General features: G+C 70.4%; 18 protein-coding genes. All 18 read right to left on the bottom strand.

Annotated features, from left to right (window positions below):
- Positions 1-156: 156 nt before the first annotated feature.
- A complete protein-coding gene (locus tag ACFWEG_RS22845; protein WP_387218185.1) occupies positions 157-603 on the bottom strand; it encodes a DUF2550 domain-containing protein in 447 nt (148 codons plus the stop codon).
- Positions 604-753: 150 nt separating this feature from the next.
- Positions 754-1,128, bottom strand: a complete 375-nt coding sequence (locus ACFWEG_RS22850; protein ID WP_387218188.1) for a F0F1 ATP synthase subunit epsilon — start codon at positions 1,126-1,128, stop codon at positions 754-756.
- Positions 1,129-1,247: 119 nt separating this feature from the next.
- Entirely contained in the window at positions 1,248-2,690 is a 1,443-nt protein-coding gene (gene atpD / locus ACFWEG_RS22855) for a F0F1 ATP synthase subunit beta (protein ID WP_387218191.1), read from the bottom strand.
- The gene (locus ACFWEG_RS22860) at positions 2,690-3,607 is read right to left on the bottom strand and encodes a F0F1 ATP synthase subunit gamma (protein ID WP_387218194.1); all 918 of its coding nucleotides are present in this window, start codon (positions 3,605-3,607) and stop codon (positions 2,690-2,692) included. The genes atpD and ACFWEG_RS22860 overlap by 1 nt, the downstream gene beginning before the upstream one ends.
- Positions 3,608-3,627: 20 nt before the next feature.
- Positions 3,628-5,220 carry a F0F1 ATP synthase subunit alpha gene (gene atpA / locus ACFWEG_RS22865; protein ID WP_387218197.1) on the bottom strand — a complete coding sequence of 531 codons (1,593 nt, stop codon included), beginning with the start codon at positions 5,218-5,220 and terminating at the stop codon, positions 3,628-3,630.
- Between the two features lie 93 nt (positions 5,221-5,313).
- Positions 5,314-6,129 (bottom strand): F0F1 ATP synthase subunit delta, encoded by an 816-nt coding sequence (locus tag ACFWEG_RS22870; RefSeq protein ID WP_387218221.1) that lies wholly within the window; start codon positions 6,127-6,129, stop codon positions 5,314-5,316.
- 2 nt (positions 6,130-6,131) lie between these two features.
- Positions 6,132-6,689 (bottom strand): F0F1 ATP synthase subunit B, encoded by a 558-nt coding sequence (locus ACFWEG_RS22875; protein WP_387218199.1) that lies wholly within the window; start codon positions 6,687-6,689, stop codon positions 6,132-6,134.
- 44 nt (positions 6,690-6,733) lie between these two features.
- Positions 6,734-6,958 carry an ATP synthase F0 subunit C gene (atpE, locus tag ACFWEG_RS22880; RefSeq protein WP_018521144.1) on the bottom strand — a complete coding sequence of 75 codons (225 nt, stop codon included), beginning with the start codon at positions 6,956-6,958 and terminating at the stop codon, positions 6,734-6,736.
- Between the two features lie 70 nt (positions 6,959-7,028).
- Positions 7,029-7,847: a F0F1 ATP synthase subunit A gene (atpB, locus tag ACFWEG_RS22885; protein WP_387218201.1), complete on the bottom strand. Its 819-nt coding sequence runs from the start codon at positions 7,845-7,847 to the stop codon at positions 7,029-7,031.
- Positions 7,848-8,072: 225 nt separating this feature from the next.
- Positions 8,073-8,486, bottom strand: coding sequence for a hypothetical protein (locus ACFWEG_RS22890; RefSeq protein ID WP_387218203.1), 414 nt, complete (start codon positions 8,484-8,486; stop codon positions 8,073-8,075).
- Between the two features lie 239 nt (positions 8,487-8,725).
- Positions 8,726-10,057 carry an MraY family glycosyltransferase gene (locus ACFWEG_RS22895; protein ID WP_387218205.1) on the bottom strand — a complete coding sequence of 444 codons (1,332 nt, stop codon included), beginning with the start codon at positions 10,055-10,057 and terminating at the stop codon, positions 8,726-8,728.
- A 117-nt stretch (positions 10,058-10,174) separates the two neighbouring features.
- Positions 10,175-11,422: a serine hydroxymethyltransferase gene (gene glyA, locus ACFWEG_RS22900; protein WP_387218207.1), complete on the bottom strand. Its 1,248-nt coding sequence runs from the start codon at positions 11,420-11,422 to the stop codon at positions 10,175-10,177.
- A gap of 78 nt (positions 11,423-11,500) precedes the next feature.
- The gene (locus ACFWEG_RS22905; protein ID WP_387218209.1) at positions 11,501-12,142 is read right to left on the bottom strand and encodes a protein-tyrosine-phosphatase; all 642 of its coding nucleotides are present in this window, start codon (positions 12,140-12,142) and stop codon (positions 11,501-11,503) included.
- Positions 12,139-12,786 (bottom strand): L-threonylcarbamoyladenylate synthase, encoded by a 648-nt coding sequence (locus ACFWEG_RS22910; RefSeq protein WP_387218211.1) that lies wholly within the window; start codon positions 12,784-12,786, stop codon positions 12,139-12,141. The genes ACFWEG_RS22905 and ACFWEG_RS22910 overlap by 4 nt, the downstream gene beginning before the upstream one ends.
- A 79-nt stretch (positions 12,787-12,865) precedes the next feature.
- Positions 12,866-13,711, bottom strand: coding sequence for a peptide chain release factor N(5)-glutamine methyltransferase (gene prmC / locus ACFWEG_RS22915; RefSeq protein ID WP_387218213.1), 846 nt, complete (start codon positions 13,709-13,711; stop codon positions 12,866-12,868).
- A 49-nt stretch (positions 13,712-13,760) separates the two neighbouring features.
- The gene (gene prfA, locus ACFWEG_RS22920) at positions 13,761-14,837 is read right to left on the bottom strand and encodes a peptide chain release factor 1 (RefSeq protein WP_387218215.1); all 1,077 of its coding nucleotides are present in this window, start codon (positions 14,835-14,837) and stop codon (positions 13,761-13,763) included.
- Between the two features lie 127 nt (positions 14,838-14,964).
- On the bottom strand, positions 14,965-15,180 hold the full coding sequence (gene rpmE / locus ACFWEG_RS22925) for a 50S ribosomal protein L31 (protein ID WP_387218217.1): 216 nt from the start codon (positions 15,178-15,180) through the stop codon (positions 14,965-14,967).
- 151 nt (positions 15,181-15,331) lie between these two features.
- The gene (locus ACFWEG_RS22930; RefSeq protein ID WP_387218219.1) at positions 15,332-16,453 is read right to left on the bottom strand and encodes an LCP family protein; all 1,122 of its coding nucleotides are present in this window, start codon (positions 16,451-16,453) and stop codon (positions 15,332-15,334) included.
- Between the last annotated feature and the right edge of the window lie 102 nt (positions 16,454-16,555).

The raw sequence follows: 16,555 nt of genomic DNA on the forward strand, positions 1-16,555 counted from the left end.
ACGACGACCCGCGCGGCCGACCACCCCCCGGCCGCGCACCCCTCAAGACGGAAGCCGGAGTGACGGGATCGCCCCCTGTCACTCCGGCTTCTCCATGCTCGCCAAGGAGCTTCGCTCCAGGGGGCACCCCCACCCAGCGGGACCCCGAACGCCGCTCTACGCGACGTTCACCCGCTGTCCCGGCGGGGCCGCCTCCAGCCAGGCCAGGAAGCCCGTAAGCGCGTCCTCGCTCATCGCCAGCTCGATCCGGGTGCCGCGGACCGTGCAGCCGAGGACGATCGCGTCGGAGAGCAGCGCCAGCTCCTCCTCGCCGTCGGGGGCCCGGCGGTCGACGACCTCGATCGCCGAGCGCTCCAGGACGCGGCGCGGGCGCGGGGCGTAGGAGAAGATCCGGAACCAGGAGACGCGGTCACCGCTGTAGCGGGCGACGCCGTAGACCCAGCCCTTGCCGGAGGGGTCCGCCTTGGCGGGGACGTCCCAGCGCAGCGAGCAGTCGAAGGTGCCGCCGGAGCGCTGGATCAGCCGCCGGCGCAGTCCGAAGACGAAGAGCCCGATCGCCACCAGCGCGACGACGACTCCGCACACCACGAGAGCGAGGACCATCTGCACCGACCTCCTCGCCTGTGAAGGATCCGCCGAGCGGATCACCCGTCGCCTTGACGGCGCGTACCTCATCCTGCATCGCCTCAGCCGCGGCACGTACCGGTGATTCCAGCACGTACCGCGGCTGAGGAGAAATCCGTGGGTGGTGTGTCAGCGCACAGCCACCGCGCGCAGCCGGACGTCCGCGCGCCGCTCGGCGGCGGCGTCGGCCTCGGACTTCGCGCGCTCCAGCGCACGCTCGGCGCGCTGGACGTCGATCTCGTCGGCCAGCTCGACGATCTCGGCGAGCAGCGACAGCTTGTTGTCCGCGAACGAGATGAACCCGCCGTGCACCGCGGCCACGACCGTGTCACCACCGGTGGTGCGGATCGTCACCGGGCCCGTCTCCAGCACACCGAGCAGCGGCTGGTGACCGGGCATGACGCCGATGTCGCCGGACGTGGTCCGCGCGACGACCAGGGTGGCCTCGCCGGACCAGACGCTACGGTCGGCGGCGACCAGCTCGACATGCAGCTCAGCAGCCACGAGAGGCTCCTTTGGTCACCACCCGGCCGGCTCTAGTACCGCCGGGTGTCTTCGAATTCTAGGGGACGTGCAGCGGGGGGCGGGACCGGGGCCCCGCCCCCCGCACGAGTCACGCGGACTCAGGAGACGCCGAGCTCCTTGGCCTTCGCCTTGAGGTCCTCGATGCCACCGCACATGAAGAACGCCTGCTCGGGGAAGTGGTCGTACTCGCCGTCGCAGATCGCGTTGAACGCCGCGATCGACTCGTCGAGCGGGACGTCCGAGCCGTCGAGGCCGGTGAACTGCTTCGCCGCGTGGGTGTTCTGCGACAGGAAGCGCTCGACGCGACGGGCGCGGTGGACGACCAGCTTGTCCTCCTCGCCGAGCTCGTCGATACCGAGGATCGCGATGATGTCCTGGAGGTCCTTGTACTTCTGGAGGATCCCCTTGACGCGCATCGCGGCGTCGTAGTGGTCCTGCGCGATGTAGCGCGGGTCCAGGATGCGGGACGTGGAGTCCAGCGGGTCCACGGCCGGGTAGATGCCCTTCTCCGAGATCGGACGGGAGAGGACCGTCGTCGCGTCGAGGTGGGCGAAGGTGGTGGCCGGGGCCGGGTCGGTCAGGTCGTCCGCGGGGACGTAGATCGCCTGCATCGAGGTGATCGAGTGACCGCGGGTCGACGTGATGCGCTCCTGGAGGAGACCCATCTCGTCGGCCAGGTTCGGCTGGTAACCCACGGCGGACGGCATGCGACCGAGGAGGGTCGACACCTCCGAACCGGCCTGGGTGAAGCGGAAGATGTTGTCGATGAAGAACAGCACGTCCTGCTTCTGGACGTCGCGGAAGTACTCCGCCATCGTCAGACCGGCCAGGGCGACGCGCAGACGGGTGCCCGGGGGCTCGTCCATCTGGCCGAAGACCAGGGCGGTCTTGTCCAGGACGCCCGACTCCTCCATCTCGTCGATGAGGTCGTTGCCCTCACGGGTACGCTCACCGACGCCGGCGAAGACCGACACACCCTCGTGCAGCTTCGCCACACGCATGATCATTTCCTGGATCAGCACGGTCTTGCCGACACCGGCACCACCGAACAGACCGATCTTCCCGCCCTTGACGTACGGGGTGAGGAGGTCGACGACCTTCAGGCCGGTCTCGAACATCTCGGTCTTGGACTCGAGCTGGTCGAAGGCCGGGGCCTTGCGGTGGATGGACCAGCGCTCGCCGACGTTGGCGTTCTCCTCGGGGTGGTTGAGCACCTCGCCGAGGGTGTTGAACACCTTGCCCTTGGTGAAGTCGCCGACGGGCACGGTGATGCCGGTGCCGGTGTCGGTCACCGGGGCCTGGCGGACCAGGCCGTCGGTGGGCTGCATGGAGATGGCGCGGACCAGGCCGTCGCCGAGGTGCAGCGCGACCTCGAGGGTCAGCGTCTTCTTCTCGCCGGCGAGGGCCGGGTCGGCCACCTCGACGTGAAGGGCGTTGTAGATCTCCGGCATCGCGTCGACGGGGAACTCCACGTCGACGACCGGGCCGATGACCCGGGCGACGCGGCCCGTGGCAGCGGCCGTCTCAACTGTCGTCGTCATTACCTGTCACTCCCCGCGTTCGCGTCGGCGAGGGCACTGGAGCCACCGACGATCTCGCTGATTTCCTGGGTGATTTCGGCCTGGCGGGCCGCGTTGGCACGGCGGGAGAGCGAATGGATCAGGTCTCCCGCGTTGTCGGTGGCCGACTTCATCGCGCGCCGCGTGGCGGCGTGCTTCGAAGCGGCCGACTGGAGCATCGCGTTGTAGATGCGGCTTTCGACGTACCGCGGCAGGAGGGCGTCGAGGACGTCCTCCGCCGACGGCTCGAAGTCGTACAGCGGGCGGATCTCGTCCTTGCCGCCGGACTCCTTCGCGACCTCTTCCAAGCTGAGCGGAAGAAGCCGGTCGGCGACCGCGTTCTGGGTCATCATCGAGACGAACTCGGTGTAGACGATGTGGAGTTCGTCCACGCCGCCCTCAGCCGTCTCCAGCTCGATGGCCTCGATGAGCGGGGCCGCGACGTTCTTCGCGTCCCCGTACTGCGGCTCGTCGGTGAACCCGGTCCAGGTCCCCGTGACGGTCCGCTCACGGAAGTTGTAGTGGGCGATGCCGCGGCGGCCGACGATGTAGGTGTCGACCTCCTTGCCCTCGCCCCGCAGCCGCTCGGTGAGCTTCTCCGCGGCCTTGATGGCGTTGGAGTTGAAGGCGCCGGCCAGACCGCGGTCGCTCGTGAGGAGCAGGACCGCGGACCGGACCGGGTTCTCCGCCTCGGTGGTGAGCGGGTGCTTGTCGTTGGCACCCGTCGCCACCGCGGTGACCGCCCGGGTGAGCTCGGTCGCGTACGGCTGGGACGCCGCCACCTTGCGCTGCGCCTTGACGACACGCGAGGCGGCGATCATCTCCATCGCCTTGGTGATCTTCTTCGTCGCGGTGACGGACCGGATGCGACGCTTGTAGACCCGGAGCTGCGCTCCCATGAGTCAGGTCCCTTCCGTCGTCACTTGGCGGCAGCGGCGGGGGCGTCTTCGCCGAGCAGCTTGCCGTCCGAGGTCTCGAACGTCTTCTTGAAGTCGGTGATCGCGTCCGCGATCGCCGTCAGGGTGTCGTCCGACAGCTTGCCGCCCTCACGGATGGAGGTCATGAGGCCCGCCTCCTTCTGGTGGAGGTGGGTCAGCAGCTCGGACTCGAAGCGGCGGATGTCCTGGACCGGGACGTCGTCCATCTTGCCGGTGGTGCCGGCCCAGACGGAGACGACCTGGTTCTCGGTGGCCATCGGCTGGTACTGCGGCTGCTTCAGCAGCTCGACCATCCGCGAACCACGCTCCAGGGCGGACTTCGAGGCCGCGTCCAGGTCGGAACCGAAGGCGGCGAACGCCTCCAGCTCGCGGTACTGGGCGAGGTCCACGCGGAGCCGGCCGGAGACCTGCTTCATGGCCTTGTGCTGGGCGGAGCCACCGACGCGGGAGACCGAGATACCGACGTTCAGCGCCGGGCGCTGGCCCGCGTTGAACAGGTCGGACTCCAGGAAGCACTGGCCGTCGGTGATGGAGATGACGTTGGTCGGGATGAACGCCGACACGTCGTTCGCCTTGGTCTCGACGATCGGGAGACCCGTCATCGAGCCCTTGCCCATCTCGTCGGAGAGCTTCGCGCAGCGCTCCAGGAGGCGGGAGTGCAGGTAGAAGACGTCACCCGGGTAGGCCTCGCGGCCCGGCGGGCGACGGAGCAGCAGGGACACGGCGCGGTAGGCGTCGGCCTGCTTCGACAGGTCGTCGAAGATGATGAGGACGTGCTTGCCCTCGTACATCCACTGCTGGCCGATGGCCGAACCGGTGTACGGCGCCAGGTACTTGAAGCCGGCCGGGTCGGACGCCGGGGCGGCGACGATGGTCGTGTACTCCAGCGCACCGGCCTCCTCCAGCGCTCCGCGGACGGAGGCGATGGTGGAGCCCTTCTGGCCGATGGCGACGTAGATGCAGCGGACCTGCTTGTTCACGTCGCCGGAGGCCCAGTTGGCCTTCTGGTTGATGATGGTGTCGACGGCCAGGGCGGTCTTGCCGGTCTGGCGGTCACCGATGATCAGCTGGCGCTGGCCGCGGCCGATCGGGGTCATCGCGTCGACGGCCTTGTAGCCCGTCTCCATCGGCTCGTGCACCGACTTGCGCTGCATGACCGTGGGGGCCTGCAGCTCGAGGGCGCGACGGCCCGACGTCTCGATCTCGCCGAGGCCGTCGATCGGGTTACCGAGCGGGTCGACGACGCGACCCAGGTAGCCCTCGCCGACGGCGACGGAGAGGACCTCGCCGGTCCGCGAGACCTGCTGGCCCTCCTCGATGCCGCTGAACTCGCCGAGGATGACCGCACCGATCTCGCGCTCCTCGAGGTTGAGGGCGAGACCGAGGGTGCCGTCCTCGAACTTCAGCAGTTCGTTGGCCATGGCCGAGGGAAGACCCTCGACCTTCGCGATGCCGTCGCCGGCAACGGTGACCGTACCGACTTCCTCCCGCGAGGCCGCGTCCGGCTTGTACGCCTGGACGAAGTTCTCCAGCGCGTCCCGGATCTCCTCCGGCCGGATCGTGAGCTCCGCCATCTGGGTTCCCTGCTCTCCTTGTTGGGCCCGAATCAATTACTTGTCGGCCCAACTCGGGCCGTCATGAATCGTCTTGAGTTGGTGGTGGCCGCTTCAGCCGGCCATCCGGCGCTGCGCCTCGGCGAGGCGCTCCGCGACGGAGCCGTTGATGACCTCGTCGCCCACCTGCACCTGGACTCCGCCGAGGACCTCGGGGTCCACCTCGAGGTTCAGGTGCATGGGACGGCCGTACAGCTTCGCGAGGGCCGCACCGAGGCGCGACTTCTGCGTCTCGGACAGCGGCACCGCGGTGGTGACCACGGCGACCATGCGGCTGCGGCGCGCCGCGGCGAGCGTGCCCAGGGACTCGAGGCCCTTCTCCAGGCTACGTCCACGCGGGTGAACCACGAGGCGCGTCACGAGACGCTCCGTCGCGGGGTTCGCCCGGCCGCCGAGCAGCCGGTGCAGCAGCTCGGTCTTCGCGGTCGCCGTGGCGGCGCGGTCGGTCAGCGCGGCACGCAGACCGGTGTCGGAGGCGACGATCCGGCCGAAGCGGAAGACCTCGTCCTCCACGTCGTCCAGGGCGCCGGCCCGCTGCGCGGCCGCGAGGTCCGCGGTGGCGGCGAGCTCCTCCAGGCCGTCGACCAGGTCGCGCGAGCGCGACCAGCGGGCGCGGACGAGTCCGGACACCAGGCTCAGCGCCTGCTGCCCGACCTGGCCGCCGAGCAGCCGCTCGGCCAGCTGCGCCTTGTCGTCGCCGGCCTGCGCCGGGTCGGTGAGGACCCGGCGCAGCGAGACCTCGCGGTCGAGCAGCGCGGTGACGGCAGCCAGCTCCTCGCCGAGCTTCGCGGCGTCCACCGACGGCGAGTCGGTGAAGACGTCGAGCTGCTCACGGCCGGAGGCCAGCGCCTCGCGGCTCGCTCCGAGCATGGTCATCGGGTCGCTCCCGCCGACGCGGCCGTGCCGTCCAGCTCGTCGAGGAACCGGTCGATGGTGCGGCTCTGCCGGGCGTGGTCCTCGAGGGACTCGCCGACGAGCTTGCCGGCCAGGTCGGTGGCGAGCTTGCCCACGTCCTGACGCAGCGCGGACGCGGCGGCCTTGCGGTCCGCGGCGAGCTGGGTGTGGCCGGCGGCGATGATCTCATCGCGCTGGCGCTGCCCCTCGGCGCGCATCTCCGCGATGAGCGCCGCACCCTGCTCCTGCGCCTCCTGGCGCAGGCGCGCGGCCTCGTGCCGGGCCTCGGCCAGCTGTGCCTTGTACTGCTCCAGGACGCTTTCGGCCTCAGTCTGGGCCGCATCGGCCTTCTCGAGACCGCCTTCGATGGCCTCGCGACGCTCTTCCAGAACCTTGTTGATGTTCGGGAGGAGCTTCTTCGCGAGGAAGCCGAAGACGATGACAAAGGCGATAAGGCCGATGACGACCTCGGGCCACGGCGGGATGAGGGGGTTTTCCTTCTCTCCCTCAGCCGCCAGCAGAACCAGGGCGTTCACATCAGTGCCTTTCGTAGAAAGGGATGGTCGTCGAGTCGTTCGTCTTAGTAGACGAACGGCATGACGAGGCCGATCAGGGCAAGCGCCTCACAGAACGCGAAGCCCAGGATCTGGTTGGCGCGGATGAGACCGGCGGCCTCGGGCTGACGGGCCAGCGCCTGGGTGCCGTTACCGAAGATGATGCCGACGCCGACGCCGGGGCCGATCGCGGCGAGACCGTAACCGACGGATCCGAGGTCACCGGTGACAGCAGCGAGGGTCTGGGACATGGCCAGTTCTTCCTTCTCTTTACGGACCGGTGGGGGTTGGCCACCGGACGATTCTGGGTCCGGGCGGGACTCAGTGGTGCTCGGCGAGCGCGCCCTGGATGAAGGTGCAAGTCAGGAGCACGAAGACGTACGCCTGGACAGCCTGGATGAAGAGCTCGAACGCGGTCATCACGATGACCATCAGGAACGAGACGGCGGAGTACGCGATGCCGATGCCGTTCAGCATGTACCAGCTGGCGATCGTGAAGAGCAGCAGCAGGGTGTGGCCGGCGAACATGTTCGCGAAGAGCCGCACCGCGTGGGTGAACGGTCGGACCAGCAGGTTCGAGAAGAACTCGATGGTCATGGCGAGCGGCAGCACCGGGCCGAGCGACTTGTCGTAGCCGGTGAAGTTCTTGAGAGCGCCGACGAATCCGTGGCGCTTGAACGTCAGCGACACCCACAGGATGTAGACGATCGCGGCGAGCACCATCGGGTACGCGATGATCGAGGTCACCGGGAACTGCGCGACCGGGATGATGGACCAGAGGTTCATCATCCAGATGAAGAAGAACAGCGCGACCGCGAGCGGAACGTACTTCTCTCCCTCACGGCGCCCGATCGTCTGGTAGACGATGCCCTCGCGCACGAAGTCGTAGCCGGCCTCGGCCACCATCTGGAGCTTGCCGGGGACCAGCTTCGGCTTGCTGAAGGCGGCCCAGAAGAACCCCACCACGATGATGGAGCCGAGCAGGGCGAGCAGCATCGGCTTGTTGAAGTAGACACCCTCAGCGTCGCCCCAGAGCGGCTCGAAGAGGAACGAATGCAGGCCCGGAGCCGGAAAACCACACCCGTCGAAGAGGTGGCAGTCGGTCTCGAAGGCGAGCACCTGCGTCGGGTCAGCACTCACCACGGGCTCCTTCGGCGTGACGCATGGGTACGGCAACCTCGTTGTGTCGGCGCGGCGTGAAGCCGCGGGTCGGCACTGGACTGGTGTATCGGATGTGGGGGCGGCTACAGGGCAGTGAGCCTCGCGATGGTGCAGGCGTCAGCTCGGATGCCCGCGCCCGCAGTGCCGCAGTTGGAACCGGACGATAGCAGGATCTCGAACGCGCCTTTATACCGGGCCTACCTCTCACGACGAGCGGTCCGACTTCTCGGGCTCGACGTAGAGGATCTTGGCCTTGGAGTGGGCGACCGCCTGAGCGGCGATCCACGTCAGGGAGGCCACGACGATCGTCGCGGCGAACGCGCGCGGATTGAAGAGCGTGGTGTCCTTGAATGCGGCCACGAACACGAACAGCAGCAGCAGCTGCGCCGTGTACAGCATGAGCCCCATCGCCTGGAACAGATGCGGGAGCTTCCTCGCCGTGCGCTGCAGCACGACGATCCCGATCCCCATGAACAGGATCACGACGAGCGTCGCGACCACCGCGCCCAGCGCGCCGTCACCACCCGCCACCACCGCACTGATCACGGCGGCGACAGCACCGACGGCAGCGGTGGGAACGACGGTATGCAGAAGCATCCGTGCGTCGTTGGAGGGCATGGCGGCAGCTCCGCTCAGGTTCGGGGGGCATGAGTGTCGTCATGGACGAGCGTAATCCCGGGCGGAGTGGTCTCCTGCCGCCGGTGGGCCACCGCACTGCGGTCCCTCGACGCTGTTCCCTGGGATCTCGTGAACCGTATCACAAACTATTTGATACGGTCTTTACCCTCCCGGTGTGCCGCCCGTCACACGATCGGGCTAGCCACCGGAGTGTCGACTGACACCGTCCGCAATGTCTGTTAACGGGCGTTTCTGGAGTCCGTGAAGCGCGGACGGTGGCCGATCGCCGTGGACCCGTTCGCCGTCACCCCCACGGGAGTGCGCTCGGTCCCGGACTCCGCCGGCCCGTCCTCCCGCGCCGGCCCGTCCTCCCGCGCTGCCCCGGCCGGCGCGCGCTCCGGCGACGGCCTGCGGTAGCGCGGCGGCACGAAGGAGCCGGCCCAGCTGGGCGCGTGCGGCTTGAACCGAGGCAGCAGGAGCAGGCCGAGGCCCACCGCGCTGAAGCTGATGATGACGAGCACGATCCACATGCTGTCGTCGTGCACCGAGTAGGCCAGCGTCCCGAACGCGATCAGCGCCGACCAGAAGTACATGATCAGAACCGCACGGCTGTGCGAGTGGCCGACCTCCAGGAGCCGGTGGTGCAGGTGCCCCCGGTCGGCGGCGAACGGCGACTGCCCGTTCCACGTCCGCCGCACCACCGCGAGTACCAGGTCGGCCATCGGGATCGCGATGATGGTGAGCGGCAGCAGCAGCGGGATGAAGATCGGAAGGCTCATGTAGGTGGCGCCGCGGGTGGAGCCGACCTCCTGGCTGAGCTGGTCCCAGTCGACCTGTCCGGTGACGGAGACCGCGGCCGCCGCGAGCACCAGGCCGATCAGCATCGACCCGGAGTCGCCCATGAAGATCCGCGCGGGGTGCATGTTGTGCGGCAGGAAGCCCAGGCACATGCCGATCAGGATCGCCGTGAAGAGCGTCCCCGGGGCGGCCGCCTCGATGCCGTAGCCGTACCAGATCCGGTAGCAGTACAGGAAGAACGCGGAGGCCGCGATGCAGACCATGCCGGCCGCGAGGCCGTCCAGGCCGTCCACGAAGTTGACGGCGTTGATCGTGATCAGCACCAGGGCGACGGTCAGCAGGTTGCCCTGCCACTCGCTCAGCGAGACGAGCCCGGCGCCCGGGATCGGGAGCCAGAGGACGGTGAGGCCCTGGAGGACCATGACGCCGGCGGCGATCATCTGGCCGCCGAGCTTGATCAGGGCGTCGATCTCGAACTTGTCGTCGAGGACGCCGATGATCCAGATCAGCGCGGCCCCGGAGAGCAGCGCCTGCGGCTCCTTGGAGGTGGTGAAGACCTCACCGAGGTTCGTCAGGTGGGCCGCCACCAGGAGCCCCGCGCAGAGCCCGAAGAACATCGCGATCCCGCCCAGGCGGGGCGTCGGTTCCCGGTGCACGTCCCGCGCGCGGATCTGCGGCATGGCGCCCGCCACGATGGCGAACTTCCGCACCGGTCCGGTGAGCAGGTACGTCACCGCGGCCGTGACGCACAGCGTCAGCAGGTATTCACGCACGGTCTTCCCCACAGGTCTCGCCGGCCATCTCAGGCCCACACCCTAGCTGCGCCCGCATGACGGGAGGGACAAGCGGGTAGGACCGATGGTTCCACGTGGTCGGTACGGAGCGCCGGATCAGAGCGCCGCCGGCACCGATCCGACCGTCTCCGTCGGGCTCCCCGGCGGCGGGAACGCGGCCGTCAGCGCGCGCACCTCCTCGGCCGCACCGCGCTCCCCGCCGAGGGCCCGGCCGATCAGCGCGGCGATCCTCGTCATCTCGGTCGCGCCCATGCCCTGGGTCGTCGCCGCGGCCGTGCCGAGGCGGATTCCGCGCGGCCCGCCGTGCGGCAGCGGGCAGGCGTCGACGACGATCCCGGAGGCCGCCAGCACGCTGCGGGCCGTGCGGCCCTCGACGCCGAACGGCCCGGGGTCGGCGGTGATCAGGTGGGTGTCGGTGCCGCCGGTGGTGACGTCGAGCCCCTCGGCCGCGAGCGCGGCGGCGAGCACCCGGGCGTTGGCGACGGCCCGGTGGGCGTAGGCCGTGAAGGCGGGGGTGGCGGCCTCGCCGAAGGCGACCGCCTTCGCCGCGACCGTGTGCATCTGGGCGCCGCCCTGGCTGAACGGGAACACCGCCCGGTCGACCCGCTCGGCGAGGTCCGCGCCGCACAGGATCATCCCGCCGCGCGGCCCGCGCAGCACCTTGTGCGTGGTGGCGCACACCACGTCCGCGTACGGCACCGGGTTGGGGGCCGCGCCGCCGGCGACCAGGCCGATCGGGTGGGAGGCGTCGACGACCAGGTACGCGCCGACCTCGTCGGCGATCGCGCGGAAGAGGGCGTGGTCGGGGTGGCGGGGGTACGTGGTCGAGCCGACGACGATCGCCCGCGGGCGGTGGGCGCGGGCCAGCGCGCGGACCTCGTCGTAGGCGATCAGGCCGGTCTCCGGGTCGACGCCGTAGCCGACGAAGTCGAACCAGCGGCCGGAGAAGTTGGCCGGGGAGCCGTGGGTGAGGTGGCCGCCGGCCGGGAGCGCCGTGGCGAGGACGGTGTCGCCGGGTCGGAGCAGGGCGGCGTACGCGGCGAGGACGGCGGCGGAGCCGGAGTGCGGCTGGACGTTCGCGTGCGCGGCCCCGAAGAGGGCCTTGGCGCGGTCCTGGGCGATGCGCTCGGCGAGGTCGGCGAGCTCGCAGCCGGCGTGGTGGCGGGCGCCGGGGTAGCCCTCGGCGTACTTGTTCGCCAGCGGGGAGGCGAGCGCCCGCAGCACGGCGGGCGACGCGAAGTTCTCCGCGGCGTTCAGCTGCAGCGTGCGGGCCTGGCGCTCCGCCTCGGCGGCGAGGACGTCCGCGAGTTCGGGGTCCTGGGTCAGGAGGGGGTCGACCGGCATCGCACGGCTCCCGGGGAGGAGGGGGTTGCGCGTTCCAATCTAGTGCGGGGCGCGCCGTACGGCACGTGCGCGCCCGCCCTACGGCAGGCGGGCCGGTACGCCGGTCAGGGCGGTGACGACGGGGTCGAGCGCCGTCGCGATCTCGTCGCCGATCGAGCGGAAGAACGGCAGCGGGGCGCCGTAGGGGTCGTTGACCTCGTCCGCGTCGGCGGTGGGGGCGAGCAGCCAGCCGCGCAGGGCCGCCGCCGCGCGCACCAGCGCGCGGGCGCGCTCGACGACGCCGTCGTCGAGCGGGTCGGGCAGCGTGGCGGGATCTATGGCCCGTACGAGACGGGTGAACTCCTTCAGCGTGAAGGTGCGCAGCCCCGCGGAGTGCCCCATGGAGATGACCTGCGCCCGGTGGTCGCGCGTCGCGGTGAGCACGAGGTCCGCGCGGATGACGTGCTCGTCGAGCAGCTCCCGGCCGACGAAGCCGGAGGGGTCCGCGCCCAGCTCGGTCAGGACGGCCTCGGCGTGCGCCTCCATGGCCGCGCCCTCGTGCCCCCAGGTCCCCGCGCTCTCCACGACGAGGCCGCCCGTCAGCGGGTCGCCGAGACGGTCGCTGAGGGCGTGCCGGGTCAGCCGCTCGGTGATCGGCGAGCGGCAGACGTTGCCGGTGCTGACGTGGAGGATGCGAAAGGTCCCCGGACCCGCTATGCCACGCCCCTCAGGGGCGGTCAATTGGCCACCTCGAGGTCGGGTACCACCTTGCGCAGCTCCTCGGGCGAGAGCGCGCCCTCGCGCAGCAGCAGCGGCACCGGGCCGGTGACGTCGACGATCGAGGACGGCACGATGCCGGGGGTGGGGCCGCCGTCGAGGTAGACGGAGACGGAGTCGCCGAGCATCTGCTGGGCGGCGTCGCAGTTCTCCGGCGAGGGGTGGCCGGTGAGGTTGGCGGAGGAGACGGCCATCGGGCCGACCTCGGTGAGCAGCTCGATGGCGACCGGGTGCAGCGGCATCCGGATGGCGACGGTGCCGCGGGTGTCGCCGAGGTCCCACTGCAGGGACGGCTGGTGCTTAGCGACCAGCGTCAGGGCTCCGGGCCAGAACGCGTCGACGAGCTCCCACGCCTTCTCGGAGAAGTCGGTGACGAGCCCGTGCAGGGTGTTCGGCGAGCCGATGAGGACGGGGGTGGGCATGTTGCGGCCCCGGCCCTTGGCGTCGAGGAGGTCGGCGACGGCCTCGGAGGAGAAGGCGTCGGCGCCGATGCCGTAGACGGTGTCCGTCGGCAGCACGACCAGCTCGCCGCGGCGGACCGCCGAGGCGGCCTCGCGCAGACCGGTGGCGCGGTCGGTGACGTCGTCGGTGTCGTATCGCCGGGCCATCAGCGGGTCTCCTCGTGCGGATGCGTGAACGGGTGCGTCGGGGGGTGCGGGCGGTGCGTCGGGGGGCCGGGGGGCGCGGTCACGGTGTCGCCTTGCGGGCGGTCGCGAACCGGGGCCGGTTGTTCAGGTCGGGGTGGTCGGCGGCGTCCGCCCAGCCGGCCTCCTCGTTGAAGATCCACGGGACCTGGCCGCCCTGGGTGTCGGCGTGCTCGACGACGACGATCCCGCCGGGCCGCAGCAGCCGGTGCGCGGTGCGCTCCAGACCGCGGATGGTGTCGAGGCCGTCCTCGCCGGAGAACAGGGCGAGCGAGGGATCGTAGTCGCGGGCCTCGGGGGCGACGTACTCCCACTCGGTGAGCGGGATGTACGGCGGGTTGGAGATCACCAGGTCGACCTGGCCGTCCAGCTCGGGGAACGCGCTGAGCGCGTCGCCCTGCACCAGGTGGACCCGGGAGCCCTCGACGTTCCTGCGGGTCCAGACGAGCGCCTCCTCGGAGAGCTCGACGGCGTGCACCCGGGAGCGGGGCACCTCCTGGGCCATGGCGAGCGCGATGGCCCCGGAGCCGGTGCACAGGTCGACGATGAGCGGTTCGACGACGTCCATCGCCCGGACCGCGTCTATCGCCCAGCCGACCACGGACTCCGTCTCCGGCCGGGGCACGAAGACGCCGGGGCCGACCTGGAGCTCCAGGTAGCGGAAGAAGGCGCGGTTGGTGATGTGCTGGAGCGGTTCGCGGGCCTCGCGGCGGGCGATGACCTCCCAGTAGCGGGCGTCGAAGTCGGCGTCCTTGACGCTGTGCAGCTCACCCCGCTTGACCCCGTGCACGTAGGCGGCGAGCTCCTCGGCGTCGAAACGCGGGGAGGGCACGCCGGCGTCGGCCAGCCGCTGGGCGGCGCCGGCCACCTCGGCGAGCAGAAGGTTCACGCGCTTCCCTCCGAAAGGTGCGTCACGGGCAGTGGTGCGGAGCCGCGGCTCAGGCCGCGGCGAGCTTGGCCGCGGAGTCGGCGTCGACGCAGGCCTGGATCATCGCGTCGAGGTCGCCGTCGAGGACCTGGTCGAGGTTGTAGGCCTTGAAGCCGACCCGGTGGTCGGAGATCCGGTTCTCCGGGAAGTTGTACGTGCGGATCTTCTCCGAGCGGTCCACCGTGCGGACCTGGCTGCGGCGGACGTCCGAGGCCTCCTGCTCGGCGGCCTCGACGGCGGCGGCGAGCAGCCGCGAGCGCAGGATGCGCATGGCCTGCTCCTTGTTCTGGAGCTGGCTCTTCTCGTTCTGGCAGGAGGCGACGACGCCGGTCGGCAGGTGGGTGATGCGGACCGCGGAGTCGGTGGTGTTGACGGACTGGCCGCCGGGGCCCGACGAGCGGTAGACGTCGATCCGCAGGTCGTTGGCGTGGATCTCGACCTCGACCTCCTCGGCCTCGGGCGTGACGAGCACGCCGGCGGCGGAGGTGTGGATGCGGCCCTGGGACTCGGTGGAGGGCACCCGCTGCACGCGGTGCACCCCGCCCTCGTACTTCAGCCGGGCCCACACGCCCTGGCCGGGCTCGGTGGCGCCCTGGCCGCCCTTGGTCTTCACCGCGACCTGGACGTCCTTGTAGCCGCCCAGCTCGGACTCGGTGGCGTCGATGATCTCGGTCTTCCAGCCGACCCGCTCGGCGTACCGCAGGTACATCCGCAGCAGGTCGCCGGCGAAGAGCGCCGACTCGTCGCCGCCCGCGCCCGCCTTGACCTCGAGGATCACGTCCTTGTCGTCGTTGGGATCCCGGGGGACGAGCAGCAGCCGCAGCTTCTCGGTCAGCTCCTCGCGCTGCTGCTCGAACTCCTTGGCCTCGGCGGCGAAGTCGGGGTCGACGGAGGCGTACTCGCGGGCCGTCTCGATGTCCTCGCCGAGCTGCTTCCAGGAGCGGTACGCGGCGACGATCGGGGTCAGCTCGGCGTAGCGCTTGTTGAGCTTGCGCGCGTTGGCCTGGTCGGCGTGGACCGACGGGTCGGCGAGCCTCGTCTCGAGGTCGGCGTGCTCAGCGGTGAGGTCCTCTACGGCCTCGAACATCTCCGGCTCCTGGGGTGGCCATGGGGTGGGTGCTGCGGCGTCTCGTCGCGGCGGGGGGCTGTCAGCGCAAAACGCCGGTCCCGGCGCCCCGCGGACGGGGCGACCGGAGACCGGCGCTGCGAGCTCGCTACTTGGCGGCGGACTTGCCGAAGCGGGCCTCGAAGCGGGCCACACGGCCGCCGGTGTCCATGATCTTCTGCTTGCCCGTGTAGAACGGGTGGCACGCGGAGCAGACCTCGGCACGGACGGTGCCGCTCGGGATCGTGCTGCGGGTGGTGAACGACGCGCCGCAGGTGCAGGAGACCTGGGTGTCGAAGTACTCGGGGTGGATGTCGCGCTTCAAGGTGTCTCCTAGGTTCGGGAGGGCACCGGGTCGCACCGGCGGAATTGCCGCTGCGTGAACCGGGGCCGACGGACCAGTCTGCCAGGACCGGCCGCATCTCCCAAAACCAGGAGTGTGCCGGAAGTATTCCGGGGGTATCACAAGTGGTCGTTCAGGACCCGACGACCTTGCCCGCCTCGCCCTTGTCGCCGGCCGAGTCCTTCGTCGCCGAGGCCGGGATCGGCCGGTCGGCCTTGAGCGCCGCCCAGACCTGCGCGGACTGCTTCTCCAGCGGCACGACCCGGTTGACGTCGGAGGTGTCGTAGACGACCGGCATCGTGACCATGTCCAGGTTCTTGCCGCCGATGTCCTTCAGGCCGTTCGCGAAGCTCGTGAGGCTCTTGACGGAGTCCAGCTCGGAGTCGGTGGTGACGGCCTTGGTCGCGGTGTCCGCCAGGCCGTAGAGCTTGGTGGGGCTGCTGAAGACGCCGACCGACTTCGCCTGGGCGATCAGCGCCTTGACGAAGGCCTGCTGGAGCTGGATCCGGCCGAGGTCGCTGCCGTCGCCGACGGCCTTGCGGGTGCGGACCAGGGCGAGGGACTGCTCGCCGTCGAGGGTGTGCGGGCCCGCCTCAAGGTCCAGACGGCTCTTGGCGTCGTTGACCGGCTGCTTCAGCGTGAGGTCGACGCCGCCGAGCTCGTCGATGAGGTTCTTGAAGCCGCTGAAGTCGACCTCCAGGTAGTGGTCCATGCGGATGCCGGACATCTGCTCCACGGTCTTCACCGCGCAGGCCGGCCCGCCCACCTGGTAGGCGGTGTTGAACATGACCCGGGTGCCGCCGGGCTCGTCCTGCCCGTTCTCGGCGGTGCAGTCGGGGCGGGTGACGAGCGTGTCGCGGGGGATCGAGACGACGCTCGCCTTCTTGTGGCCCTCGTAGACGTGCAGCACCATCGCGGTGTCCGCCCGGGCGCCGCCCTCGTCGAGGCCGTACTCCGCGTTGGCGCCGGCCCGGGAGTCGGAGCCCAGGAGCAGGATGTCCATCGAGCCGTTGTCGACGTCGTCGGGCCGGTCGGAGCCGAGCGCCGCGTTGATGTCGACGCCCTTGAGGTTGCCGTTGAAGTGGTAGTAGAGGTACCCGCCGCCCGTGCCCGCGACGGCGACGAGGCCGGCGGCGCTCCACGCGGCGACGCGTATGCCCCGGCGGCGGGGGCGCGGCCTGCGCCGGCTGCCGCTCCCGCGCAGGGGACGGCCCGGCTTGCTGGTCGGCCGGCCGCCGGTTCGCTCCTGGCCCATACTCTCCTCAGTCCTTCGGTCCCGCTCGGCCGGTCTCCGGCCGGCCGTTCGGGTCATTGACGTCACGGCTCGGGAAAGAGTTCCACAGCGCACCGCGCCCAC

The sequence above is a fragment of the Streptomyces sp. NPDC060194 genome, assembly GCF_042728285.1.
Lineage (GTDB): Bacteria > Actinomycetota > Actinomycetes > Streptomycetales > Streptomycetaceae > Streptomyces.